General features: G+C 71.3%; 16 protein-coding genes, 2 pseudogenes and 1 riboswitch. Of the genes and pseudogenes, 10 read left to right on the top strand and 8 right to left on the bottom strand.

The features are described from left to right. Positions 1–52: 52 nt before the first annotated feature. The 6 genes from IE262_RS17040 (at position 53) to IE262_RS17015 (ending at position 10110) form a co-directional block, all read left to right on the top strand. Complete coding sequence (locus tag IE262_RS17040; protein WP_189874626.1) at positions 53–1936, top strand: ABC transporter ATP-binding protein; 1884 nt, start codon at positions 53–55, stop codon at positions 1934–1936. Further along, on the top strand, positions 1933–3795 hold the full coding sequence (locus IE262_RS17035) for an ABC transporter ATP-binding protein (RefSeq protein ID WP_189874624.1): 1863 nt from the start codon (positions 1933–1935) through the stop codon (positions 3793–3795). The genes IE262_RS17040 and IE262_RS17035 overlap by 4 nt, the downstream gene beginning before the upstream one ends. Before the next feature lie 61 nt (positions 3796–3856). Further along, on the top strand, positions 3857–5587 hold the full coding sequence (locus tag IE262_RS17030) for an ABC transporter ATP-binding protein (RefSeq protein ID WP_189874623.1): 1731 nt from the start codon (positions 3857–3859) through the stop codon (positions 5585–5587). Next, the gene (locus IE262_RS17025) at positions 5584–7344 is read left to right on the top strand and encodes an ABC transporter ATP-binding protein (RefSeq protein ID WP_189874621.1); all 1761 of its coding nucleotides are present in this window, start codon (positions 5584–5586) and stop codon (positions 7342–7344) included. Before IE262_RS17030 ends, IE262_RS17025 begins: the two co-directional genes overlap by 4 nt. A 480-nt stretch (positions 7345–7824) precedes the next feature. After that, complete coding sequence (locus tag IE262_RS17020; RefSeq protein ID WP_189874619.1) at positions 7825–9471, top strand: M4 family metallopeptidase; 1647 nt, start codon at positions 7825–7827, stop codon at positions 9469–9471. A gap of 93 nt (positions 9472–9564) precedes the next feature. Next, positions 9565–10110 carry a DUF1990 domain-containing protein gene (locus tag IE262_RS17015; protein ID WP_189874617.1) on the top strand — a complete coding sequence of 182 codons (546 nt, stop codon included), beginning with the start codon at positions 9565–9567 and terminating at the stop codon, positions 10108–10110. A gap of 94 nt (positions 10111–10204) precedes the next feature. On the opposite strand, the pseudogene IE262_RS40360 reads toward IE262_RS17015, so the two are convergent. Then, positions 10205–10351, bottom strand: a pseudogene (locus IE262_RS40360) (NF041680 family putative transposase); the annotation flags it as partial. 28 nt (positions 10352–10379) lie between these two features. Between IE262_RS40360 and IE262_RS17010 the strand changes: the two are divergent. Further along, positions 10380–11624 (top strand): LacI family DNA-binding transcriptional regulator, encoded by a 1245-nt coding sequence (locus tag IE262_RS17010; protein WP_229877300.1) that lies wholly within the window; start codon positions 10380–10382, stop codon positions 11622–11624. Positions 11625–11783: 159 nt separating this feature from the next. On the opposite strand, the gene IE262_RS17005 is transcribed toward IE262_RS17010, so the two are convergent. The 6 genes and pseudogenes from IE262_RS17005 to IE262_RS16985 all read right to left on the bottom strand — a co-directional run bounded on the left by IE262_RS17005 (position 11784) and on the right by IE262_RS16985 (position 20123). Next, the gene (locus tag IE262_RS17005) at positions 11784–14066 is read right to left on the bottom strand and encodes a glycosyl hydrolase family 65 domain-containing protein (protein ID WP_189874615.1); all 2283 of its coding nucleotides are present in this window, start codon (positions 14064–14066) and stop codon (positions 11784–11786) included. Next, a complete protein-coding gene (locus tag IE262_RS17000) occupies positions 14067–14939 on the bottom strand; it encodes a carbohydrate ABC transporter permease (RefSeq protein ID WP_134036027.1) in 873 nt (290 codons plus the stop codon). After that, the gene (locus IE262_RS16995) at positions 14936–15889 is read right to left on the bottom strand and encodes a carbohydrate ABC transporter permease (RefSeq protein WP_189874613.1); all 954 of its coding nucleotides are present in this window, start codon (positions 15887–15889) and stop codon (positions 14936–14938) included. Before IE262_RS16995 ends, IE262_RS17000 begins: the two co-directional genes overlap by 4 nt. 12 nt (positions 15890–15901) lie before the next feature. Continuing rightward, entirely contained in the window at positions 15902–17254 is a 1353-nt protein-coding gene (locus IE262_RS16990) for an ABC transporter substrate-binding protein (RefSeq protein ID WP_229877299.1), read from the bottom strand. A 1053-nt stretch (positions 17255–18307) separates the two neighbouring features. Continuing rightward, positions 18308–18832: pseudogene (locus IE262_RS40540) on the bottom strand (hypothetical protein). Positions 18833–18917: 85 nt separating this feature from the next. Next, entirely contained in the window at positions 18918–20123 is a 1206-nt protein-coding gene (locus IE262_RS16985) for a cytochrome P450 family protein (RefSeq protein ID WP_134036024.1), read from the bottom strand. A gap of 134 nt (positions 20124–20257) precedes the next feature. Next, positions 20258–20319: riboswitch (guanidine-III (ykkC-III) riboswitch) on the top strand. A gap of 9 nt (positions 20320–20328) precedes the next feature. On the opposite strand from IE262_RS16985, the gene IE262_RS16980 reads away from it, so the two are divergent. Beyond that, positions 20329–20643: a DMT family transporter gene (locus IE262_RS16980; RefSeq protein ID WP_134036021.1), complete on the top strand. Its 315-nt coding sequence runs from the start codon at positions 20329–20331 to the stop codon at positions 20641–20643. Between the two features lie 33 nt (positions 20644–20676). Here the strand turns inward: IE262_RS16980 and glgP are convergent, their stop codons facing one another. After that, positions 20677–23310: an alpha-glucan family phosphorylase gene (gene glgP / locus IE262_RS16975; protein WP_189874610.1), complete on the bottom strand. Its 2634-nt coding sequence runs from the start codon at positions 23308–23310 to the stop codon at positions 20677–20679. Between the two features lie 354 nt (positions 23311–23664). Here glgP and IE262_RS16970 point away from each other — a divergent pair, with 354 nt between their 5' ends. Next, positions 23665–24867, top strand: a complete 1203-nt coding sequence (locus IE262_RS16970) for a S8 family peptidase (protein ID WP_189874608.1) — start codon at positions 23665–23667, stop codon at positions 24865–24867. Between the two features lie 216 nt (positions 24868–25083). Then, positions 25084–25714: maltotransferase domain-containing protein (locus IE262_RS16965; protein WP_189874606.1), on the top strand; the 631-nt coding region annotated here is incomplete at its 3' end.

The raw sequence follows: 25714 nt of genomic DNA, 5'->3' as shown, positions 1-25714 counted from the left end.
TCCGGCCAAAACTCGGTGGGCAGTGTCAGTGCCGGTCCGTACGCTCCGAGTGATGCCCACACAACCCGCACCCGCCAAGGACCCCTCGGACCGGTCCACCATCCGTACTCTCCTGCGCCTGTGGCCGTATGTCCGGCCCGTCCGCGCCCGGCTGTTCACCGCCGCCGCGGTCGCGATCCTCGCCTCCTGTGCGGGCCTGGTGATCCCGCTCGTCCTGAAGTGGATGGTGGACGGGCCGATCGCCGACCGCGACCCGGCGGGCGTGTGGCGGGGGGCGCTGTACCTGCTGCTGCTCGGGCTCGCCGAGGCGGGCCTGTTCGGGCTGCGGCGGTGGCTGGTGGCGCGGCCGCTCGCGGGCGTCGAGGCGGGCATGCGGGCGGATCTGTACGGGCATCTGCAGCGGCTGCCGGTCGCCTTCCACGACCGGTGGGCCTCGGGACAGCTGCTGTCCCGAGGGACGACGGACCTGATGCTGCTCCGTCTGTTCCTCGCCTTTCCGCTGACGTTCCTGCTGGTCAACGGGGTGACGATCCTGGTCGGCCTGACCATCATGCTGGCGCAGGACTGGACGCTCGGGCTGGTGATCCTGGGCCCGACCATCCCCGTCATCGTCACCTGCTCCCTCTTCGAGAAGCGGTACGCAGCGGTGGCGCGGCTCGCCCAGGACCAGGTGGGTGATCTGACGACGGTCGTCGAGGAGAGCGTCCTCGGGATCAGGATCATCAAGGGGTTCGGGCGGCACCGCAGCCAGGCGCGTGCCTTCCGCGAGCTGTCCCTGACCCTGCGCGGGACCGAGCTGCGCAAGGCACGGCTGCTCTCCGCCATCTGGGCGGTCATCATCACCCTGCCCGAACTGGCCATCGGCGCGGCGCTGGTGCTCGGCACGATCCAGGTCGCGGACGGCGCGCTGTCGGCGGGCACGCTGGTCGCCTTCCTGTCCACCGCGCTCGCCCTGCGCTGGCCGATCGACTCGATCGGCTTCCTGCTGGCGATGACGCAGGAGGCCGCCACAGCCACGGAACGGTACTTCGAGGTCATGGACGCTGAGCCGGAGCCGGAAACCGCCGGGGGCGCCGCCGCGGGTACGGGCGGGGCGGCGGACACGCACGCCGGGCTCCGCTTCCACGACGTCCGGTTCCGTTACCCCGACGCCCCCGAGGACTCCCCTCCCGTCCTCGACCTCATCGACCTCCACATCCGCCCCGGCGAGTCCATGGCCCTGGTCGGGGCGACCGGCAGCGGCAAGACGACGCTCACGGCCCTGGTCCCCCGTCTGCACGAGGTGACGTCGGGGCGGATCACACTGGACGGGCGGGACATCACGGCGATGCCCCGCCAGACATTGCGCGAACTCGTCGCCGTCGCCTTCGAGGAACCCACCCTGTTCTCGGCCAGCGTCGGGGAGAACGTGCTGATGGGAGCCGACGACAGCGCGGGCAGGACGGAACTGGACCGCGCACTCGCCGTCGCCCAGGCCGACTTCGCCCACTCGCTGCCCCAGGGCACGGACACCCAGGTCGGCGAGCAGGGCCTGAGCCTGTCCGGAGGCCAGCGGCAGCGGCTCGCACTGGCGCGGGCGGTCGTGGGCCACCCGCGCTTCCTCGTGCTGGACGACCCGCTGTCCGCCCTGGACGTCCACACGGAGGCCGCGGTCGAGGCGGCCCTGCGTCAGGTGCTCGCCCGGACCACGGCGCTGATCGTGGCGCACCGCCCGTCCACGGTGCTCCTCGCCGACCGCGTCGCCCTGCTCTCCGGGGGCCGTATCGCCGCCGTGGGCACCCATCAGGAACTGCTGCGCACGAACGCCGAGTACGCCTGGCTGATGTCGGGCGCGGACACCACGGGCACCAGGGACGCGACGGATATCACAGACATTGCGGATATCACCGACATCACCCCTCAGACCGCCGACGGCCGCGAGGAGGCCCACCGATGACGGCGCCCACGACACCCGCGCCGGCCACCACCGACGACGACCCGGACCTCCCCGGACGGGACGCCGCCGGCGACGCGTTCGACCACGACGCGCTGCCCACGCCTCCCGGCGCCACCGCCACACTCCTGCGCTCCCTGCTGGCCCCGATGAAGGCCCGCGTCGCTCTCACCACGTTCCTGCTGCTGCTCCAGCAGGCGGCCGTGCAGGCGGGCCCGCTGCTCGTCGCGTACGCCATCGACAGCGCCGTACCCGCGTTCCGCCGCGCCGACCACGGCCCGCTGATCGCGGTGGCCGTGGCCTATCTGCTGTGCGCGGTGGCGTCCGGCGCGCTCCAGTACGCCTTCATCAGCCTCTCCGCCCGGGTCAACCAGGACGTGCTGCTCGACCTGCGCGGCCGTATCTTCCGGCACGCCCAGGCGCTGAGCATCGACTTCCATGAGCGGTACACCTCGGGCCGGCTGATCTCCCGGTCCACGACGGACGTCGAGTCGCTGCGCGAGCTGCTGGACGAGGGCCTGCAGGAGCTCGTGACCGTCATCCTGTCCTTCGTCTACATCTCGGCGATGCTGCTCTGGCTGGACCTCGGTCTGGGCGCGGTCGCGGTGGCGTCGTTCGTCCCCTTGTACGCCCTGGTACGGATGTACCGGCGGCGCGCCGCCCGGGTCTACAAGCTGCGCTCCACCGCGATCGCCGCCGTCATCGTGAAGTTCGTGGAGACGATGAACGGCATCCGCCCGGTGCGCGCGTTCCGCCGCGAGACCGCCAACGACGCCGAGTTCAAGGCCCTCAACGGGCGTCACGAGCGCACCAACGGCGACGCGATGCTGGAGATGGCCCGCTATGTGGTCGGCTCACGCGTCGTCGCCAACATCGCGGTGGCGGGCATCGTGCTGTGGGGCGCGTACCGGGTGGCCGAGGGCACGCTGGCCCTGGGGGTGCTGGCGGCCGCGGTGCTGTACCTGCGCCGGCTGTACGACCCGATAGACCGGCTCGGCATGTTCCTGAACTCCTACCAGTCGGCGGCCGCCTCACTGGAGAAGATCGCGGGCCTGCTGGCCCAGACACCCTCGGTGCCGGAGCCGTCGGCGCCCAAGGAGCTCCCCGCCCCCCGGTCCGCGTACCCGGGCCGCGAGGTCGTCTTCGACGGGGTGCGCTTCGCCTACCGCACGGGCGGCGAGGTGCTCCCCCGCTTCGACCTCACCCTCCCGGCCGGGCAGACGGTCGCCGTCGTCGGCTCGACCGGCGCCGGAAAGTCCACCCTGGCCAAGCTGCTGGCCCGCTTCTACGACCCCTCCGACGGCCGTGTCCTCCTCGACGGCGTCGACCTGCGCGACCTCGCCGTGCCCGAGCTGCGGCGCGGGGTCGTCATGGTCACCCAGGAGGCGTTCCTGTTCTCCGGCACGGTCGCCGAGAACATCGCCATCGGCCGCCCCGACGCCACACGCGCCGACATCGAGCGGGCCGCGAAGGCGATCGGCGCCCATGACTTCATCAGCACCCTGCCGGACGGGTACGACACGGACGTACGCAAGCGCGGCGGCCGGATCTCCGCCGGACAGCGCCAACTGGTCGCGTTCGCACGGGCGTTGCTCGCCGACCCGGCGGTGCTGATCCTCGACGAGGCGACCAGCTCACTGGACGTGCCCGGCGAGCGGGCCGTGCAGCGCGCCATGTCGACCGTGCTCAAGGGCCGCACGGCCGTCGTGATCGCCCACCGGCTGTCGACCGTCGAGATCGCCGACCGGGTGCTCGTCATGGAGCACGGCCGCATCGTCGAGGACGGCACGCCGGCGGAACTCATCGCGGGCACGGGACGGTTCGCGGGCCTGCATCGCGCCTGGCGGGAGAGCCTGGCGTAGCGGAGCGGGGTTCGGACCGGGGTTCGGACCGGGGTTCGTTCGGGAACGGAGGGGGTGGCGGATGGTCGACGCGTACGGGGATCCGGGGGTGCCCGGCTGCCGCGGTGGCACTGGGTATCTGTGGTGGCTGGTCACCCGTCAGTGGCGGAGATCCCTCGCCGGCGCGGTGCTCGCCAGCGTCTGGATGGGGCTGCTGGCCCTGCCGCCGTATCTGCTCTCCCGCGCGATCGACGACGGCCTGGAGCCCTCGAACGGGGCCGCGCTGGCCGGCTGGACCGCCGCCATACTGGCCGCCGGGACGCTCAACGCCTTTCTGGGACTCCTGCGGCACCGCACCATGACCCAGCTCCGGATGGACGCCAACTTCCGTACGGTCAAGGTCGTGGTCGACCAGGCGACCCGGCTCGGGGCCGCGCTCTCCCGGCGGACCGGCGCCGGGGAGGTCGTCACGATCGGCGTCGGCGACGTCCAGACGATCGCTCTCTCCCTGACCGCCGTCGGGCCCGGTGTCGCCGCGATCGTCGTCTACGGCATCGTGGCCGCGCTGCTGCTGTCGGTCTCGCCGCCGCTCGCCGTGGTGGTGCTGCTCGGGATGCCCCTGATCGCCGTACTCGTCGGGCCGCTGATGGGCCGGCTCCAAGAGGCGGAGACCGAGTACCGCGAGCGGCAGGGCGTGCTGACCGCCCGGATCGGCGACCTCGCGGGCGGTCTGCGGGTCCTCAACGGCCTCGGTGGCAAAGAGCTGTTCGCCGACGCATTCCGGCGTGACTCGCAGAACCTGCGGGCGCAGGGGTACCGCGTCGGGTCGGTGACGAGCTGGATGCAGGCCCTCGGCCTCGGACTGCCGGCGCTGTTCCTCGCCGTGGTGACCTGGCTGGCCGCCCGGCTCGCGGCCCAAGGGGGGATCTCCATCGGCGAGTTGGTGGCCGTGTACGGCTATGTCGCGGTCCTGATGGTACCGGTGTGGTTCTTCATCGAGTGCGGCTACCAACTCAGCCGGGGCGTGGTGGCCGCGCGGCGGGTCGTACGGTTCCTGGCCCTGGAGCCCGTCACCAGCGGCCCCGACGCGCTGGACGCGCCGTCGTCCGAGGCGGTGCTGTGCGATCCCGAGTCCGGTGTGCGCGTGGTGCCGGGGCAGCTGACCGCGCTGGTCGGCGCCCGGCCCGCCGACCTGGCCACCGTCGTCGACCGCCTCGGCCGGTACACCGGCTCCGCGGCCACCTGGGGCGGCGTGCGCCTCGACGGGATCGACCTGGCCCAGGTGCGCGAGCGGATCCTGGTCGCGGACAACGAGGCCGACCTGTTCGCCGGGACCCTGCGCGACCTCGTCTCCGGCCGCCGGGACCAGGAGGCCGTCGAGGACGACGACCTCGCCCGCGCGGTGCACGCGGCCGTGGCCGACGACATCGTGCGGGGGTTGCCGGACGGTCTCGACTCGGCCGTCGACGCACAGGGCCGCAGTCTCTCCGGCGGCCAACGGCAGCGCGTGCGCCTGGCCCGAGCGCTGCTCGCCGACCCTGAGGTGCTGCTCGCGGTCGAACCGACCTCGGCGCTCGACGCCCACACCGAGGCCACCGTCGCCGCCCGGCTGCGCGCCGCCCGCGCGGGCCGTACGACCGTCGTCACCACCACCTCCCCGCTGCTGCTGAACCAGGCGGACACCGTGTGCTTCCTGGTCGACGGCAAGGTCACCGCCACCGGATCCCATGAGCGGCTCCTCGTCGAGGAGCCGGAATACCGTGCGCTGGTGGCCCGGGACGCCGAGTTGGTCACCGAGGAGGGCTCCCGGTGAGCGCGCGGCTTCCCGTCGCCGAACCCGCCGAGGTGCGCCGCGCCGCGTTCCGGCTGGTCCGGGCCGACCGGCGGGCCTTCGCCGCCGTGCTCGGCCTCAACTCGGCGGCCGCCGCGGTGGGGCTGGTCGGGCCCTGGCTGCTCGGGCGGATCATCGACGAGGTCCGGGCCGGGAGCGGCGTGGACGTCGTGGACCGGATGGCGCTCGCCATCGTGGTGTGCGCGGTGGCGCAGCTGCTGCTGGCCCGATGGGCCCGGTACACGGGACATCGCTTCGGGGAGCGGACCCTGGCGCGCATCCGCGAGACCTTCGTCGACCGCGCGCTGGCACTGCCCGCCTCGGTGGTGGAGCGGGCCGGGACGGGCGATCTGACCGCGCGCGGCACCGCCGATGTCACCGCCGTGGGCACCACCCTGCGCGACGCCGGCCCCGAGCTGCTGATCACCTCGGTCCAGGCGTTGTTCATCCTGAGCGCGGTCTTCGTGCTCGACCCCCTGCTCGGCGCCTGCGGAGTGCTCGGTCTGCTCGGCATCTGGTGCGCCCTGCGCTGGTACCTGCGCCGGGCGCGTACCGCTTATCTCGCCGAGGGCGCGGCCACGTCGGAGGTCGCCGAGATCGTGGCGGCCACCGCGTCCGGCGCCCGCACGGTCGAGGCGTTCGGGCTGCGGCGGCGCCGGATCACCGCGAGCCGGGAGGCGCTGGAGACCTCGCGCCGCACCCGGATGCGGACCCTGTTCCTGCGCAACGTGTTCTTCCCCGCCGTGGAGATCTCGTACGAGATCCCGGTGGTCGCCGTGCTGCTGGTGGGCGGCGCGCTGCACGCGGAGGGCGGGATGAGCCTGGGCACGGTGGTCACCGCGGCGTTGTACCTGCGTCAGCTGAGCGAGCCGCTGGACCTGCTGCTGCAGCGGGTCGAGCAACTCCAGTCCAGCAGCGCCTCGTTCGCCCGGGTGGAGGGCCTGGCCCAGGCCCCACGGGCCGGCTCCGACCGCTCTCCGGCTCCTGCGGGCGACCGTATCGACGTGACCGGTGTGCGGTACGCGTACGACCGTGGCGGCGAGGTGCTGCACGGGGTGGACCTCACGGTGACGCCCGGCGAGCGGCTCGCCGTCGTCGGGCCCTCCGGTGCCGGGAAGTCCACGCTGTGCCGGCTGCTCGCGGGCGTCGACGCGCCGCGTTCCGGGTCGGTGACGGTGGGCGGGGTGCCCATCGCCGCGCTGGACCCCGAGCAGCTGCGGCGGCAGGTCGTGCTGGTCACCCAGGAGCACCATGTGTTCCTCGGCACGGTCCGGGACAACCTGCTCATCGCCGCACCGGGCGCCGCCGACGCCGAGTTGTGGGCGGCGCTGGCCGCGGTCGGCGCCGGTGACTGGGCGGGCGAGCTGCCGGACGGCCTGGACACCGCGCTGGGCTCCGACGGCTACCGGACGGACGGCTCGCAGGCACAGCAACTGGCCCTGGCGCGCGTGGTGCTGGCCGATCCGCACACCGTGATCCTCGACGAGGCGACCGCGCTCCTGGACCCGACGACGGCACGGCACACGGAGCGCGCGCTGGCCGCCGTACTGAAGGGGCGCACGGTGATCGCCATCGCCCACCGTCTGCACACGGCGCACGACGCGGACCGGGTGGCCGTGATGGAGGACGGCCGTCTGACCGAACTGGGCACGCACGACGAGCTGGTGGCGGCGGGCGGCGCGTACGCGGCGCTGTGGCGGTCGTGGCACGGGGACGGTCACCCGTCGTCCTCGGCCTGAGGGCACGGCACAGGCGGCGTGGGAGGGGCCAGGTCGCCGTATCGATTCCGGACAACGGCGCCGCGGTCGGTCCTCGGACGTCGTCGGCGGAACCCGGCAGTTGAGGGTCCAGGGCGCGGCGGCCAGGACACCGGGCGGATCAACGGCCGGAGCCTGACATTCCCGTGGGCTCCTCCTCAGGACTTCCTGAGAGACGGCTGTGCGAAGGGGGCGCCGTAGCGGTGGGCCAACTCCCGTGACAGCGCCCTCTTTTGCACATCGCGGGACTCGCTTTTGTTGGCTCTTTACCGAGGTCAGGACCGGTTCACACGCCCGCAACATGGAGCGGGCCGCCACTTTTCAGCCAACATCACTTCGGGGTCCTGACATGTACGCGTCCCTGGTGCACTCTTCCCTCAATCGCCGCACCAGCACCGCAACTTCACAAGTGCGCCGGGCAGTGACCCCATTCTGTCCGGCTCCCCCACACAAGGAGCTCGTGTGACCCCCTCCTTCGCGCGTCACAAGCGCACCGCTCTGGCCATCGCGACCGCCGTGGCCGCCGGAGCACTGATCACCACCGGTATGACCACCGGTGCCTCCGCCCAGACCGAGCCCTCCACCGGCCCCGCCAAGGCCGCCGCCCCGGTCGCCCTGACACCGGCCGCGCGCACGGCCCTGATCAAGAAGGCCGACGCCGCCGCGAGCGAGACCGCCGGCGAGCTGGGCCTGGGCGCCAAGGAGGAGCTCGTCGTCCGCGACGTCATCAAGAACTCCGACGGCACGACCGCCACGCGCTACGAGCGCACCTACGCCGGGCTCCCCGTCCTCGGCGGCGACCTGGTCGTCCGCCAGTCGAAGTCCGGCGAGACCGAGGGCGTCACCAAGGCCACGAAGGCCACCATCGAGGTCGCCGACCTCACGGCGGACGTCACCAAGGCCGCGGCCGAGAAGCAGGCCATCAAGGCCGCCAAGGCGGAGGGCTCCACCGAGTCCGAGGCCGACAGGGCCCCGCGCAAGGTGGTGTGGGCCGCGAGCGGCAAGCCGGTCCTCGCCTACGAGACGGTCGTCGGCGGCTTCCAGAAGGACGGCACCCCGCAGGAACTGCACGTCATCACCGACGCGACCACCGGCGAGAAGCTGTACGAGTGGGAGGCCGTCCAGACCGGCACGGGCAACAGCCAGTACAGCGGCAGGGTCACGATCGGCACATCGCTCTCGGGCTCCACGTACCAGCTCAACGACACGACACGCGGCAGCCACAAGACGTACAACCTCAACCGCGGCACCTCCGGCACCGGCACGCTCTTCACCGACGCCGACGACACCTGGGGCACGGGCGCCGCCTCCGACTCCCAGACCGCGGCCGTGGACGCGCACTTCGGCGCCCAGGTCACCTGGGACTTCTACAAGAACGTCCTGGGCCGCAACGGCATCAGAAACAACGGCGTCGCCGCCTACTCCCGCGTCCACTACGGCAACAGCTACGTCAACGCCTTCTGGTCCGACAGCTGCTTCTGCATGACGTACGGCGACGGCTCGGGCAACGCCAAGCCGCTCACCTCGATCGACGTGGCCGGCCACGAGATGACCCACGGCGTCACGTCGAACACGGCGGGCCTCAACTACAGCGGCGAGTCCGGCGGCCTGAACGAGGCGACCTCCGACATCTTCGGCACGGCCGTGGAGTTCTACGCCGCGAACTCCTCCGACGTCGGTGACTACCTCATCGGCGAGAAGATCGACATCAACGGCAACGGCACGCCGCTGCGCTACATGGACAAGCCGAGCAAGGACGGCGCGTCCCGCGACTCGTGGTCCTCGACCATCGGCTCCATCGACGTCCACTACTCCTCGGGGCCGGCGAACCACTTCTTCTACCTGCTCTCCGAGGGCAGCGGCAGCAAGACGATCAACGGGGTCACCTACAACTCGCCCACCTCGAACGGCTCCACGGTCACCGGCATCGGCCGCGACAAGGCGGTCAAGATCTGGTACAAGGCGCTGACCGAGTACATGACGTCGACCACCAACTACAAGGGCGCCCGCACGGCGACCCTGAACGCGGCGTCGGCGCTGTACGGCTCCGGCAGCGCGGAGTACAACGCGGTGAACGCGTCCTGGGCCGCGGTGAACGTCACCGCGTGACTCCCGCGCAGCTCGCGTAACCCGCACAGCTGAGTGCCCCCGGCGGTACCCGAAGGAGATCCGGCTTCGGGTACCGCCTTAGGCTGTGGCCCCATGCCCCCCAAGGACGGCCTCCCCCTGAACCCCTCCTCCGACAGTCCCTTCACCTACGCGGACGTGGGCGCGACCCGGTCCGGTCACTGTCCGCCCGGCTTCCGGCCGATGGACGTCAGAACCCGCGTCGGCGAGGGCACGGACGTCTTCGACCGGGCCACCCGTCTGCTGTTCACCTGGGAACTGCACCGCGCGGTCGGCGTGGGCATCACGACGGACGCCCCCGAGGCGGCGCCGGGCGTCGATGTCACGGTCAGCCTCGGCGGAGTCATCAGGGCCCCCTGCCGCGTGGTGTGGACCCTGGACGAACCCCGCCGCAGGGGCTGGGCCTACGGCACCCTCCCCGGCCACCCCGAGTGCGGCGAGGAGGCCTTCGTCCTCGACCGCACGGGCGACGGCACGGTCTGGCTGACCATCACGGCGTTCAGCCGCCCGGCGAAGTGGTACACGCGTGCCGGCGGGGCGGCCGCCCGCGGCCTACAGCACGCCTACGCCCGTCGCTGCGGGGCAGTGCTGCGCAAACTGTGCGAGGACCTCGACGACTGACATCCCTGGGGACCCGAACGAACTGCCCGTGGAAGGGTGCCCGGCGTGCGGCAGTTCCCGCTCCAGCCGCCGGACGGGTCACCGTCGCGGGGATGTTACAGAAACCCCGGCCGATGCGGGCGGGGGTGAGACGGCGGGGCTTGGCGGGTCGCTCCCAAGGTCGGCGCAGGTCCTCGGCGAGGGGACGGACGAGGCGGAGCTGGGTGTGGGCGGCGAGAACGAGCCAGGTCCACAGCTCGGCGCCGTCGGCATGGCGGACCCTGGAGGCGGTGACCCGCCTCGACGTCGGCCGTCTGCGTGCCCCCTGGTTCTCCCCCACCTCCCGGTGCGGCCTCGACAGCCTCCACATGAACGATAAAATCGAGGGCTCCAGCGTGGGGGAGGAGGAGAATGTGACAGCCGGTTTCGGCAACGCACAGCCGTCGCCTGCGCAGTCCGTGACCATTTCGGACGTCGCCGAGGCGGCAGGCGTATCGCGGCAGACGGTCTCCAACGTGCTGAACGCACCGAGCCGCGTGCGCGCCGAGACGCGGGAACGGGTCAGTCGTGCCATCGCCGACCTGGGCTACCACCCCAACCACATGGCGCGCTCGCTGCGGGCGAGTTCGCCCCGCATGATCGGCTGCCGCATCGTGCCGATGCACGCGGAGACGGTGGCCGCCATCCAGGACCGGTTCCTGCACGCGCTCGCCGAGGCGGGGCAGGAGTGCGGCCATCACCTGTTGCTGTTCGCCGCCACCGATGTCGCCGCGGAGACCGAGCAGTGCACGGCCCTGTGGCGTGCGGGGGTCGTGAGCGGGGTCGTGCTCTACGACATCACGCCCGACGATCCGCGGCCCGGCCGGCTCACCGCGGCCGGGGTGCCGTTCACGGCCTTCGGGCGTACGGCGGTGGGCACGGAGAGCTACAGCTGGGCCGACGTCGACAACTCGGCGGGAACCGCCTCGGCCGTCGACCACTTGGTCGCCGCCGGTCACCGGCGCATCGGATTCCTGGGCTGGCCCGAGGGGTCCAGTGCCGGCGACGCGAGGGCGCACGGCTGGCTGACGGCCGTGGACCGGCACGGTCTGCTCGCGGCGAGCCACCGACTGGACGTGCGAGGCGACGACACGACGACGACCGGTTCCCGGCTGATGAGGGAACTCCTGGACAGGCCCAGCCCGCCGACAGCCGTCGTCGCGGCGACCGACACGTTCGCGGTGGGGGCGCTGCACGCGGTGCGCGACCAAGGGCTCCGCCCCGGCCGGGACGTCGCCGTGGTGGGCTTCGACGACTCTCCGGCGGCCGCGGCGATGGGACTGTCGAGCGTTCGTCAGCCGATCAAGGAGGTGGGCCGGCTGGTGATGGCGGAGGTACTGCGGCTGACCGGGAGGCCCGTCGGCGCGGATGGCGAACCGCCGCCGGAGCCTCTGCGCCGGCTCCTGGCACCCGAGTTGGTCGTACGCGCGAGCTCCGCGCCCTCGCAGGGCTCGCGGCCCCCGGCCGGTCCGGACGCCAGTCCTCTCTGCCTCTAGGGCGTTTTCGAAAGTCCCGTCGTCCGCCCGAAGGGTGGGCCCCGCGGCGTCTGGTGCGTGCGATTGCAAGGCGCCGGTGCGGGCCGGACGCCGCGGGGCAGGCGGGACTCTCGAAACACGCCCTGGCGGACCGATGTGCGCGGCGGCACACCGGCATCACTACGACGTGGACGTCCGCGTGGCGACCATGACCTCGCCCCCGGCCGCCACGTGCCGCAGTGTGCCCGCCGTCTCCACCGGGAGCGGCTCACCTGTGTGGAGCCGCACGGTCGTGCCGTCGTGCCGGATGTCCACGTCGAAGACGCGGCCCTGCCAGCGGAGCCGCCGCAGGGTGATGCCGTCCAGCGAGCCGGGCAGGATGGGCGCGAGGACGACCCGGTCGGCGCGCCAGCGCAGTCCCGAATAGCCGTACAGGAACTCCTGAAGAAAGCCGCCGTGGCCGGTCAGGAAGGTGAAGGCGCCCCCGGCTCGGACCTCGGCGAACTGTTCGAAGGGCGGTCTGACGAACGGTTCGACACTGCGCCGGGTGTACTCGAAGGCCGCCTCGGCGTCGCCGAGTTCGGCAAGGACGATGGAGTGGACCGAGTCCGTCATCGACGGCCCCTCCTTGTCCGTGCGGGGGGCGTAGTACTCCAGATCGGCTCGGGTGACCTCGGGGGGCTGCGGGTTCTCCCACGGGTAGGCGAGCATCACCACGTCGGCCTGCTTGATCGTCTGGCCGTCGTATCCGGTGAACTCCGGGTGAATGCCCAGCACTTCGTCGAACGGGACGACGATGCGGTCCGCGGTCTCGGCCCACCGCGGGTCGGCGCTCACGCCCAGCGCCTCGGCGGCCCGAGCGGCGAAGCGCAGGGCGTCGCGGGCGGCGACGTTGGTGTAGACGGAGTCGTCGTGCGGTCCGACCGCGTACTCGTCCGGCGGGATCACGCCGTTGATGTGGCAGCGGCCGTCGGCGTCGGTGGTGACGCGGTCGGCCCAGAAGTCCGCGACCGCGCTCAGCACGGGCAGTCCCGCGGTACGCAGCCATGCGTGGTCGCCGGTGGCGAGCCAGTACTGCCAGAACGCCAGGGCCACATCGGCGCTGACGTGCTGTTCGAGGTGCCCGAACGGTACCCACCCGGGGGTGTCCTCGTCACCGGTGAGTCCGCTCTCCCAGGGGAAACGGGCACCCCGGTGCCCCCCTTCGGCCGCGGCGGCGCGGGCCGCGTCGAGTCGGGCGACCCGGTAGTCGAGGGCGCCGCGCGCGATGTGCGGATGCTGGGCGAGCAGGCTGGGCCAGATCCAGGTCTCGGTGTCCCAGAAGACGTGGCCGTTGTAGCCGTCACTGGACAGTCCGCAGGGCGAGGGCGACCAGGGCGAGTCCTCGTGCGCACTGGTGAGGAGGTAGAACTTCGAGGCGCGTACGCGGCGTTGCATCGTGGCGTCGCCGCGTATGACGATGTCGCCCTCCCATTCGTGCTGCCAGGCACGCCGGTTGTCCTCGGCCAGCTGCGTGTGACCCGCGCGGGCCGCCTCGTCGGCGTGGGCCCGGGCCGTGCTCAGCGGACCGTCCGCGGTGTGGGACGTGACCACCGACACGTACTTGGTGAAGGTCAGCGGACGTCCGGGAGAGGTGTGGACGGAGATGGTCTGCGACGCTGTGCCGTCCTGCGCCGGGCGTGGCCCTTCGTACCCGGGTCCGCCCGGACTGTCCGGCCCGTGCACGACGCTGACGAGTGCGGCCGTGACGCCGCTGCCCTCGGCTTCCACGACCGCCCAGATCCGGCCGTCGCCCGCCCCCCGCTCCACCGTCCGAGTGTGCGAAGCGCCGCGCTCGTCCAGCGCGTCGGTGACGAGGAGTTCACCCTCCCAGTGCGGCGTGACCGTCACGCTCACGACGGCCACGGTCGGCCTGGACCGGTCGGTGAACACCTCGTAGCGCACGTCGGTGACCCGGCCCGCCGGGGAGGTCCAGCGGGCCTCGGTGGTGATCACCCCGGTGCGCAGGTCGAGGCACTGCCGGTAGCGCTCGATGCCGCGGGCCGCCCCGGCGCGTGGACGGGTCAGCGGCGCCCAGTCGCCGCCGATCAGCTGCTCGCCACTGCCCGGTGCGGTCCCGTGTTCGCCGGTCGGGGAGGTGAACGCGGCGTTGAACGAACCGCTGCCGTCGCTCACGTCGAGCGTGGACCACGCCGGCAGGGAGGCCTTGCGGGACCAGCCACCGTCCCGGCCGGTGTAGAGGCCCGCCACGTGGAACTGGGTGCGCACGGGAGTCTCGGCGAAGCCGTTGCCGGCCGCCGGGACACGTACGGCGAAACAGCCGTTGCCGGTGAAAGCGGGGTGGTGGTCGACGAGCGCACCGATGCGGGCGCCCCCGTGCCCGGAGGCTTCCAGAGGACCGTCCGTGGCCAGCGCCCACGCGTCGTCGGCCGGGGCGAGGCCGCCCCTGGTCTGGTCGTTCACCTACTTCAGCCCTCCCGCTGTGAGGCCGTCGACGATCCGCCGTTGGAAGAACAGCACGGCCACGACGAGCGGCAGGGTCACCACGACCCCGGCGGCCATCTGTGTCCCGAATGGCTGGTCGTACTTGTACGCCCCGGTGAAGAGGGACAGGATCACGTTGGCGGTCATCTTCTGAGGTTCATTCACCACACTGACGGCGATGAGGAATTCGTTCCAGGAGAGGATGAAGACGAGGATGGCCGTGGTGAAGACGCCCGGAGCGGCGAGGGGGAGCATGACCTTGCGAAATGCCTGCGCCGGGGTGCAGCCGTCGACCTGCGCGGCCTTCTCCAGTTCGGTGGGCATCTGGCGGAAGAACGCGGTGAGGTTCCACACGGCCAGCGGCAGGGCGAAGCTCATGCTCGGGATGATCATCGCCTGGTAGGTGTTGATCCAGGCGATGTCCGTGAAGAGCCGGAGGAGCGGCACCACCAGGATGATCGGCGGGAACATCGAGGCCGCGATGATCAGCGTCAGGATCAGCGTCTTGCCGCGGAAGTGCAGCCGCGCCAGGGCGTATCCCGCGAAGATACCGACGACCAGGGTCACCGCGGTGGTGATCCCGGCGACGATGAGGCTGTTGACAAGCGCCCGGCCGAATCCGTTGTGGGGGTCGAAGGCAGACATGTAGTTGTCGAAGGACACCGGGGCGGGCAGCGGCGCGTTCGAGAACTGGTCGGCCGGCCTGCGCAGGCTGGAGACCAGCATCCAGTAGAACGGCGCGAGGCAGTAGGCGACGACTGCGGCGATACCCAGGCGCCGGGCCCAGGTGGCGCCGCGCCGTCCCCCGGTCGCCCCGCGCCGAGCAGAGCGTGTGAGAAGCAACGTGCTCATGGCTCACTCCTGGTGCCGCGGCCGAGCAGATCGGCGCCGAACAGCTTGACGAACGCGAGGGCGACGACGGCGACGTAGACGAACAGGACGACCGCGTACGCGGAGGCCGAGCCGAAGCGCAGATTGTTCATCTCGTGGAAGGCAGCCATGGACAGCGTCTCGACCGACGGCTTGCGCGGCCCCACCAGGATGTACGGCAGGTCGAACATGCGCAGGACGTCCAGGAGGCGGAACAGGACGGCGACCACGAGGGCCGGGCGGACCAGGGGCAGGGTGATCCGCCAGAAGGAACGCCATGCGGAGGCGCCGTCGACGCGGGCGGCCTCGTACAGCTCGCCGGGGATGATCTGCAGTCCGGCCAGGACGAGCAGAGCGACGAACGGTGCGGTCTTCCAGGTGTCGGCGACGACCACGGAGAGCCAGGCGTGGAACCCGTCGCTGCTCCACAGCACCTGAGTGTCCAGGAGCGCGTTGGCGACTCCCTGGCTGTTGAAGATCCACTTCCAGAGGATGCCGGAGATCGCGGTGGGGATGGCCCAGGGCACGAGGATGGCAGCGCGGACGAACGCCCTACCGCGGAAGGCCCGGTGCATCACCAGCGCCATGAGCACGCCGATGAGGACTTCGAGTGTGACCGAGGCCAGGGTGAACGAGGTGGTGTTCCACCAAGCCCGCAACAGCCGTTCGTCCGCGAAGACAGCGGCGTAGTTGCCGAATCCGTAGTGCGTGGTGGTCGACACGAATCCGGTGCTCGGATCGATGCCCTCGCTGGACACCTGGAAGGAGAGCCGCAGGGCGGCCACCACGGGGTAACCGATGACCAGGCCGAGGACCAGCAGCGTCGGCGAGAGCAGGGCCGCGGCCAGGCCGCCGGTCCCGGCCCGGCGCGAGGTGCGCGCGGGCCGGGACGGGCGTGCCGTGCGCCCCGGCGTCGGGGTGATGACGGACACGAGTGGGACCGCCTACTTCTCGGCGATCGCCGCAGAGAGGTTCCTCTGCATGTCGGCGAGGGCGGCGTCGACGGGCTTCGAGCCGCTCAGCGCGGCCGAGGTGCTCTCCTGGATGGCGGCCGTGGCGTCGCCGTACTTCACCACGACGGGCCGTGGCGTCGCCGTGGCCAGTGAGTCCTTCAGCGTGGCCAGGTACGGGAACTGCTTGCGCAGCGCCGGGTCGTCATAGAGGGCGGCGTACGGCGGGGCTGCCGAGGTGACCTTCAGGTTCGTGCGGGCGTTCTCCTCGTTGGAGAAGAACTTGATGAAGTCGAGCGCGGTCGCCTTGTTCTTGGCGAACTTGCTGATCGCGAGGTCGAGTCCGCCGAGACTCGACCTGCCGGGCCCGGCGAGGCCGGGCAGCGTGGCGACGCCGAACTTTCCGGCCACCTTGCTGGAGCCGTCCTTGGCGCCCGCAAGCGTCCACTGGTACGGCCACTGCCGGTGGAAGAGCAGCTTGCCCGCCTGGAAGGCACGCCGGCCGTCCTCCTCCTGGTAGGTGGCGGCCTGCTTGGGGATGGTGCCGTCCTTGAAGCCGTCGACGAGGAACTGCAGGCCCTTCTTGGCCGCTTCGGTGTCGACCGTCGCCTTGCCCTTGGCGTCGACGACATTGCCTCCTGCCGAGGCCACGGCCTCGGAGAAGTTGACGGTCAGCCCCTCGTACTTGTCGAACTGGCCGGCGTAGCAACCGATGCCCTTGCCCTCGGGGAGCTTGCGGACCTTCTCGCAGTCCTGCTTCATCTCGGCCCAGGTGGTGGGCGGCTTGGCACCTATCTTGTCGAGCAGGTCCGTGCGGTAGAAGAGCAGCCCGGCGTTGGTGTTGAACGGGATGCCGTACTGCTTGCCGTAGTAGTTTCCGGTCTTCACGACGGCGGGGATCATCTTGTCGAGCGGGAACTCCTTGGCCGGCAGCTCGTCGATCCACTGGTTGGCCGCGAACTCGGCGACCCAGATCGGGTCGAGGTTGAGCACGGTGTAGGCGTCCGACTTGGTCTGGGCGTTCTGGATGAACTGCTGGCGCTGTTGATCCGCGCTCTCCGGCAGTTCGACCAAGGTGACCTTCTCGTCGGGGTGCTGCTTGTTCCAGCGGTCCAACTGCCCTTGCACGGTACCGGTGGTGTCCTTGCCCGAGGCGAGAGTGATCGGGCCGCGGTCGTTCGACTTCTCCGGGCCGCCCTTGGACTCGTTCGAGCCCGAGTCGCCGCACCCGGCGAGCACCGACGCGCACACCACCGCGGCGAGGGCCGCCGCGGCCCGCCGCCGCCCAGTTCCCCGGTGCCCCGAGGGGGTCCGTCCCACACCCAACACGATCCGCAACGAACTCACCGTGACCTCCTCGTTGACCTGCAGCTCGCGAGCCGCACTACATCACGGCTCCCTGCAGCGGCTCGTCGACGACTGAAACCCCAATTTGATCGTTCAAGATGGCCTCGACAACGCGCCCCGTCAACCCCTGGGGAGGGAATGACCGCACTCCAGCTGACCATTCAGGGTTCCTGATGGGTCGTCCAGACCGTTCTGTCCTCCTCAGCCATCCTGAAAAATTTGATCGTTCATATGAGCCAACGACCGCGCGGTGCTCCTCTCCATCGGCGAAGCCAAGCGGAACGGCGTCATGGGGTGAGCCCCCTGAAGCGCCTCCGCGCCTCCGCGCCGAAAGCAACCGTTCCTGAAGACTGAGCGGGAGTGAGTCTTGTTGCCGGGACTCATGCTCAGCCGGGCGCCCCCAAACGGTGTTGGACGTCCTGGTTTCCCGCGTTCGCTCTGCATTCGGTGCGCACGGATCGTGCCCGTGGTCCGGGGATGGGGAGGCGGAGTGGCGACGGGTTGAAGTGCTCTCCTCCCTGCGCAAGCTCCGGTGCCGACACAGCAATACAGGGGCCCGAGCGTCAGCCCCTCGGAGATGCAGCTTTCCGGACCTGTGCCGGGCATGCGCTGCGGCTTCCGCCGCCGGCTCGGAGCGGGGCGGTGGCCGTGGCGGTGCTGCCGACGGTCGAGCACCACTGCACGGCAGCCGGCGTGAACCGCAGGCTCGCCGCGGTCAGCACCTTCCACGAGTTCCACGCCCGTAGCGGCATCGCGGTCGCTGACCTGCTGGTGACGATGCGCCCGGCCGGGCGCTACCCTCGTCGGCCACCTCCTACAAGCCGTTCCCGCGGCACATCGCCTCCGGCGGACCTGAGAGGAAAAGGACACAGCTGTCCTCTTTTCACGGCCGCACCCGAACGCGTCGGGGAGGCCACGGATGGCCGACGGAAGCTACCGGCAGATGCTCCGCCGCTGGCTGGTGACCTGCGATATCCGCAATGAGTACGGCCGGCCCGTCCGCTTGGCTCCCCCATCAGTGGCGGCCAATGGTCTACTGGTCGATGACCATGGTCATGACCTGCCGCCTGGCGAGGCCACACCGCGGGCAGGCGTGAAGCGGCCCGGGGCCCGGCCGGCCCCGGGCCACCGGCCGCTTCGCCTTCAACCACAACACCTCCACCCGCGTCGGCGCCACGTCCATACCGAACTCGGCGGTCATCTCCTGGCAGGGCACCCGCCCCTTCCCGAGCCGGGCCCGGTCGGCCGCCCCTTGCAGGATTGCGCTGGTAGTCCACCGACAGCACCGACCAGTCCAGCCCCTCGCGCCACAACGGCACCTGCGACTTCGGCTTCGCCGCCTCCGGCACCTGCGGCGACTTTCCAGGCTTCTTCTCTGCGGACGGCACGCTCTGGTGGGCCCGGGCGTGGTCCTGCCCGGTCTCGTCCGACAGGCCAGTACTTCACCGACCTTCGAGCGGGCGACGCCCACTCCATCCATTCCCGCTCAGCCACGGCCAGCTCGGCCTGGATGCTGTCGGCTTCCTCCAGCAGCCCTCCCACCGACGGCACCCACGACGCCCACAGCAGCGACGACATGACAAGCCGCCACTCCCACCAGACCACCGAACCCATGCCTCACCAGCGAAAACGCAGTCCTCACGGCCGGAAAGACAACAGCTTCTCACCAGCGCACCGGCAGTCTCCGCACCCCCCTGATCAGCAGCCCCGGCACCCAGGGCAGTCCGGACTCGTCCGCGTCCGGCGCGAGGCCGGGGCAGCGTTCCAGCAGGGTGCGGATCGCGATCCGGCCCTCCAGCCGCGCCAGCGGCGCGCCCAGACAGTGGTGCAGGCCGTGGCCGAAGGCCATATGGCCGCGGGCGTCCCGGCGGATGTCGAACCGGTCCGGTTCCTCGAAGCGCTCGGGGTCACGGTCGGCGTCCGCCATGGTGATCAGGACGGTGGCGCCCGCGGGGATGGTCACACCGCCCATCTCCACGTCTTCCAGCGCCAGCCGGTCCGTGCAGTTCTCCACCGGCCCGTCGTAGCGCAGCATCTCCTCGATCGCCCCGTCCAGCAGCCCGAAGTCGGCGCGCAGATCGGCGAGTTGCCCGGGGTGGGCGAACAGCGCCCGCACGCCGTTGCCGATCAGGTTGACCGTCGTCTCGTGACCGGCGATGAGCAGCAGGCTGGACATACCGATGAGTTCGTCGTGCGAGAGCCGGTCGCCCTCCTCGTCGGCGGTGTGGATCAGCGCGCTGAGCAGATCGTCGCCGGGGCGCGCCCGCTTGGCCGCGATCAGCTCGGCGAGATATCCCGTCATGTCCTGGTAGGCCCGCGACTCCCCCTCCGGACTCGTCCGCGCGACCATCTCGTTGGACCAGCCCCGGAAGGCGTCCCGGTCCAGCTCGGGCACGCCGAGCAGTTCGCAGATGACGGTCATGGGCAGCGGGAAGGCGAACGAATCGATCAGATCGGCCCGCCGCTCCGGTGCCGCCAGCATCGCGTCCAGCAACGCGTCGGTGATCTGCTGAACCCGCGGGGCGAGCCTGTCGATACGACGCGGGGTGAACTCCCGGGCCACCAGTCGCCGCAGCCGGGTGTGGTCCGGCGGGTCCGACATCAGCATGTGCCTGAGGACCGACGCGTCCTGCCCGGTGTTGACGATCTGCCGGACGTCCCCGGACCCCAGCCAGTCCCGGCTGAGCCGCGGATCGGTGAACGCGGCCCGGCACGCCTCATGGCCGACGACGAGCCACACCACTTCCCCGTCGGGGTCGAGCACACGGTGAACCGGCCCTTCCGCACGGAGCCGGGCGTAGACGGGATAGGGGTCGCGGGTGAATTCCGTGCCGATTTTCCGCAGGTCGACGGCGGGTTGGGTAACCATGTTGTGCCCCTGTTCCTAGGTCGAACAGCACGTTAACCGGCGTCCGCGGCGGATCAGGGTCGGTTTTCGGTCGGGTGTTCGCCTGCCGCCGGGGCTGCTGTGCCGGGGCACGGAGTGATGTGCGATCGTAGGGCGCAGAGCCCGACAGGCTCCTGGACGAGATGCGCCGTACCCAGTCATGACAAGACGACGCGAGGAGTCTGTCATGGCGTGGATCGTTCTGGTGGTGTCCGGAGTACTGGAAGCGGTGTGGGCGACCGCGCTGGGCAAGTCGGAGGGCTTCACCCGCCCCGTGCCGAGTGTCGTCTTCGCGCTCGGGCTGGTACTGAGCATGGCGGGTCTGGCCTTCGCGCTCCGGACGGTGCCCGTGGGCACCGGTTACGCGGTCTGGGTCGGCATAGGAGCGGTGCTCACCGCGACGTACGCCATGCTCTTCGACGGTGAATCCGCGAGCCCGCTGAAACTGTTGCTGCTGGTCGGCATCGTCGGCTGCGTGGCCGGCCTGAAGCTGACGCACTGAGCCCTTCCCGCCCCGGCGCTGCTCCCCCTTCCCTCACCGCATGAGCACCCCCGCCCCCTCCCCCGCGTCCTCCGACGGCAGCGCCACCAGCCCGAGCTCCGCCCGTGACGCCAGCAGCCGGTGGTCCGGGAGGATGCGGACCGTGTAGCCGAAGGGGCCGGTGCGGTCCAGGGACAGCGGCCCCTCGTACACCCAGCGGCCCTCCTCGTCCGGGCCGCCCGTCGGCTTCAGCGGGACGCCCGCCGCGTCCGCGATACGGTCGTCCGGGTCCACCCGGCCGGAGACCGCCTGGACCTCCACATCGTCCGGGGCCAGGTCGCCCAGACCGACACGCACCCGCAGGGCGAGCGTCGTCCCCAGTTCCGCCGCGGCCGACGAGGCCGATGTCTCCACATGGTCCACCGTGACCCGGTGCCAGGCCGAGCGCACCCGCGCCTTCCACTCGGCCAGCTCCCGAGCCACGTCGGGTGCCAGCTCCCGGTGGGCGCGGGCCGCGGGGGCGTAGAGGCGCTCCACGTACTCGCGGACCATCCGGCCCGCCAGGACCTTCGGGCCCAGATGCGTCAGGGTCCGGCGGACCATCTCGATCCAGCGGTCGGGCAGACCGTCCCGGCCGCGCTCGTAGAAACGGGGTGTCACCCGCTGCTCCAGCAGGTCGTACAGCGCCGCCGCCTCCAGGTCGTCCCGGCGGTCGTCGCCGTCGCCCACCGCTGAACGATCCGTGCCGTCGGCCGTGGGGATCGCCCACCCGAAGTCCGGCTGGAACCATTCGTCCCACCAGCCGTCCAGGACCGACAGGTTCAGGCAGCCGTTCAGCGCCGCCTTCATCCCCGACGTCCCGCACGCCTCCAGCGGTCGCAGCGGGTTGTTCAGCCAGACGTCGCAGCCGGGGTACAGCTTCTGGGCCATCGCCATGCCGTAGTCCGGGAGGAACACGATCCGGTGCCGTACCCGCGGGTCGTCCGTGAACCGCACCAGTTCCTGCACCAGCCGCTTGCCGCCGTCGTCCGCCGGGTGCGCCTTGCCCGCCACCACGATCTGGACCGGCCGTTCCTCGTCCAGCAACAGGTCCCTCAGACGGTCCCTGTCCCGCAGCATCAGCGTCAGACGTTTGTACGAGGGCACCCGTCGCGCGAAGCCGATCGTCAGCACGTCCGGGTCCAGGACCTCCTCGATCCAGCCGAGTTCGGCCGTGCCCGCGCCCCGCTGCCGCCAGGACGCGTACAGCCGCCGCCGCACCTCCGTCACCAGCTGTTCGCGCAGCGACCGCCGCAGGTCCCAGATGTCCTGGTCGGGCACGTCCGCCAGCACGTCCCAGCGGTCCGAGCCGCCGACGGTCAGCGCGTCCTCCGTGGGCTGCGCGCCGAGCTGGCGGACGCCCAGGCGGAACACCTCGGGGGCCACCCAGGTCGGGGCGTGCACGCCGTTCGTCACCGAGGTGATGGGGACCTCGTCCGGGTCGAAGCCCGGCCACAGGCCCGAGAACATCTCCCGGCTGACGCGGCCGTGCAGCAGCGAGACACCGTTGGCCCGCTGGCCCAGGCGCAGCCCCATGACGGCCATGTTGAAGAGATTGGGTTGGCCCCCGGGGTAGGTCTCCATGCCCAGCCCCAGGACGCGCTCCACGTCGATGCGCGGGAGTTCCGCGTCGGGGCCGAAGTGGCGGGCCACCAGCTCGCGGTCGAAGCGGTCGATGCCGGCGGGGACGGGTGTGTGGGTGGTGAAGACCGTGCCGGCGCGCACCGCCTCCAGTGCGGCGTCGAAGTCGAGTCCCTGGTCGCGGAGTTCAGCGATGCGCTCCAGGCCGAGGAAGCCCGCGTGTCCCTCGTTGGTGTGGAAGACCTCGGGCTGCGGGTGCCCGGTCAGACGGCAGTACGTGCGGACCGCGCGCACTCCTCCTATGCCCAGCAGCATCTCCTGGAGCAGGCGGTGTTCGCTGCCGCCGCCGTACAGCCGGTCGGTGACGCCCCGCTCGCCGTGGTCGTTCTCGTCCACGTCCGAGTCGAGCATCAGCAGGGGGACACGGCCGACCTGGGCCTGCCAGACGCGGGCGCGGAGCAGCCGCCCGCCGGGGAGGGCCAGGTCGACCTGGGCGGCGGAGCCGTCGGCCTCCCGCAGCGGCACCAGCGGCAGTTCGTGCGGGTCGAGCACGGGATAGTGCTCCTGCTGCCAGCCGTCGCGCGAGAGGGTCTGGCGGAAGTAGCCGTGCCGGTAGAGCAGGCCGACGCCGATGAGCGGTACGCCCAGGTCGCTGGCCGCCTTCAGATGGTCCCCGGCGAGGATGCCGAGGCCGCCGGAGTACTGCGGCAGGGCCGCGGTGACGCCGAACTCGGGTGAGAAGTACGCGACGGCGGCCGGGAGCCCGGGGGGCTGGGTCTGGTACCAGCGCTCGCCCGTCATGTAGTCGCGCAGGTCGTCGGCCGCCGCGGCCAGGCGCCGCAGGAAACGCCGGTCCTCGGCCAGCTCCGCGAGGCGGTCCATCGAGACCCCGCCGAGCAGGCGTACGGGGTCACCGCCACAGGAGGCCCAGCGCTCCGGGTCGACGGACTGGAAGAGGTCACGCGTCTCGGCGTGCCAGGACCAGCGCAGATTGCGCGCCAGTTCGCTGAGCGGGTGAAGGGCTTCGGGCAGGACGGGTCGAACGGTGAATCTGCGGATCGCCTTCACTGGGTTCCACCTTCGCGAGGACGTACGCGGCCGAGGGACCCACGCGGTTGTGCGTCCCTTCGTCACTCCCGACCGTAGCGGCGTGAGTGCCCCGGCAACATGGCGCCTCGCTGGATGCGCCCCTCCAGTGCCACTCAGCGCAACCATCAACTGGGGAACCACGACGCCGACCAGCCAGGTCCGCGAGAGCGGCGCCGGTTCAGGCGCAAAAGAGGGCCGCCGGTTCAGGCGCAAAACCCACCCTTGTGGGACTTCGCACCGCACGAGAGGCTGCGCAGGGTCGTATCGGCCGGGCACTGTCGTGGGGGGCGAACTCCGGCCGTCATGCGTCGAGTTGAGGAGGGGAACTCACCCATGGCACGGACGGCGAACAGGCGTGTGCGCTGGGCGGAGGGCCTGACCGCGGCGGCCACGGCCGTGGTGCTGTCGGCCATCACCCTGCCCGCGCACGCCGTCCCGCAGGGGCGGATACTCGGCGCCGGCGCGGCCGGTTCCGTGAGCGGCAGCTACATCGTGACGCTCAAGGGGGCGACGAAGGCTCCCTCGGCGGACGGAAAGGGCGTCGCCGAGAAGTACGGGGCGAGAATCCGCCAGACCTACAGCTCGGTCCTGAACGGCTACGCCGTGCGGGTGAGCGAACGACAGGCCAGGGCGCTCGCGGCGGACTCCCGTGTGGCGTCGGTCGTCCAGGACACACGGGTGACCTACGACCGCACGCAGCGCACCCCGCCGTCATGGGGGCTCGACCGCATCGACCAGTCCAACCCGCCGCTCGACAAGAGCTTCACAGGGCCGGAGTCGGCGGGCAGGGGCGTCACGGTCTACGTCATCGACACCGGCATCCGCATCACCCACAAGGACTTCGGCGGCCGGGCCTCCTACGGCTATGACTTCGTGGGCGGCGACAGGGTCGCGGGGGACGGCAACGGCCATGGCACGCACGTCGCCGGCACCGCCGCGGGCACGAGGTACGGCGTCGCCAAGAAGGCGAAGGTCGTCTCGGTCCGCGTCCTCGACAACGGCGGCGGAGGCACCACCGCCCAGGTCATCGCGGGCATCGACTGGGTGACCAGGCACGCGCGGAAGCCCGCGGTGGCCACGATGAGCCTGGCCGGCCTCGGCAACGCGCAGCTCGACGCGGCCGTCCGCAGCTCGATCGCGTCCGGCGTGACGTACACGGTGGCGGCCGGTAACGACGGTCTGTCGGCGGGGCTCTACTCACCCGCCCGGGTCAGGCAGGCGATCACCGTCGGTGCCACCGACCACAGGGACCGGCGAGCGGGCTTCTCCAACTGGGGTTCGCGCCTGGACCTGTTCGCGCCCGGCGTGGGGATCACCTCCGCGTCGCACCGCAGCGACACCGGGAAGGTGACCTTCGACGGTACGTCGATGGCGGCCCCGCATGTCGCGGGTGCGGCCGCCCTCTACCTCGCCGACCACCGCACGGCCACCCCGGCCCAGGTGAGCCGGGCTCTCGTCAACCGTTCCGTTTCGGGCAGGGTGACGGACCGTGGCCCCGGCTCACCGAACAAGATCTTGCAGGTCGAGAAGCCCTAGTACCAGGCTGAATGCCCGACCGGAGCGGCACCGCACGGACCGGCCTCGCCCGCACAGGACGAGGCCGGTCTTGTGTGTGGACATACGCGCGAGTAGTTAACAAAGTGCCGGAATGCCCACCCGCGTAGGGTGGGAAGGCTCCTCCGGTACGTCCCGCAGGCCCCACCTCCCCACACCCTCATCCGCCCACCCACGTTGACGCGGACAGGAGCGGTCATGCCCGCCACGCACCATTCGTCAGCACCCCCGACGACCGGCACCACCCCCGCACCCCCCGTGCGCCGGGAGAGCGCCGACCCGCCCTCCCCGGCACCCCAACCTCCCACGATCGGACGCATACCGGTCCTCGACGTCCGCCCCCTCGTCCATCAGGGGCGCCGCCCCGCGAAGGCGGTCGTGGGCGAGGAGTTCGAGATCTCGGCGACGGTGTTCCGCGAGGGTCATGACGCCGTCGCCGCCAATGTCGTCCTGAAGGACCCCGAGGGCCGAACGGGCCCGTGGACGCCGATGCGTGAGCTGGCGCCCGGCACCGACCGCTGGGGCGCCACCGTGTCCCTGCCGCGCGAGGGCCGCTGGACGTACCAGGTGCAGGCGTGGGGTGACCCGGTGACCACCTGGCGGCACCACGCACGGATCAAGATCCCGGCGGGACTCGACACCGACCTGGTCCTGGAGGAGGGCGCGCGCCTGTACGAGCGGGCGGCGGCCGGAGTACCGGAGAGTCAGGGCCGGCGGGACGTGATCCTCACGGCTGTGGATGCGCTGCGGGACGAGTCGCGTCAGGCCGCCGTGCGTCTCGCGGGCGCGCTGACGCCCGAGGTCGACGAGGTTCTCGCGCGTCATCCGC

Source organism: Streptomyces bluensis (assembly GCF_014650715.1).
Taxonomy (GTDB): domain Bacteria; phylum Actinomycetota; class Actinomycetes; order Streptomycetales; family Streptomycetaceae; genus Streptomyces; species Streptomyces bluensis.
This window is presented reverse-complemented; position numbering and strand designations above follow the sequence as displayed.

Coding starts and splice junctions, on each gene's coding strand:
- IE262_RS17040 (WP_189874626.1), top strand. CDS start 53: ATGCCCACACAACCCGCACCCGCCAAGGACCCCTCGGACCGGTCCACC.
- IE262_RS17035 (WP_189874624.1), top strand. CDS start 1,933: ATGACGGCGCCCACGACACCCGCGCCGGCCACCACCGACGACGACCCG.
- IE262_RS17030 (WP_189874623.1), top strand. CDS start 3,857: ATGGTCGACGCGTACGGGGATCCGGGGGTGCCCGGCTGCCGCGGTGGC.
- IE262_RS17015 (WP_189874617.1), top strand. CDS start 9,565: ATGCCCCCCAAGGACGGCCTCCCCCTGAACCCCTCCTCCGACAGTCCC.
- IE262_RS17000 (WP_134036027.1), bottom strand. CDS start 14,939: ATGAGCACGTTGCTTCTCACACGCTCTGCTCGGCGCGGGGCGACCGGG.
- IE262_RS16985 (WP_134036024.1), bottom strand. CDS start 20,123: ATGGTTACCCAACCCGCCGTCGACCTGCGGAAAATCGGCACGGAATTC.
- IE262_RS16980 (WP_134036021.1), top strand. CDS start 20,329: ATGGCGTGGATCGTTCTGGTGGTGTCCGGAGTACTGGAAGCGGTGTGG.
- IE262_RS16970 (WP_189874608.1), top strand. CDS start 23,665: ATGGCACGGACGGCGAACAGGCGTGTGCGCTGGGCGGAGGGCCTGACC.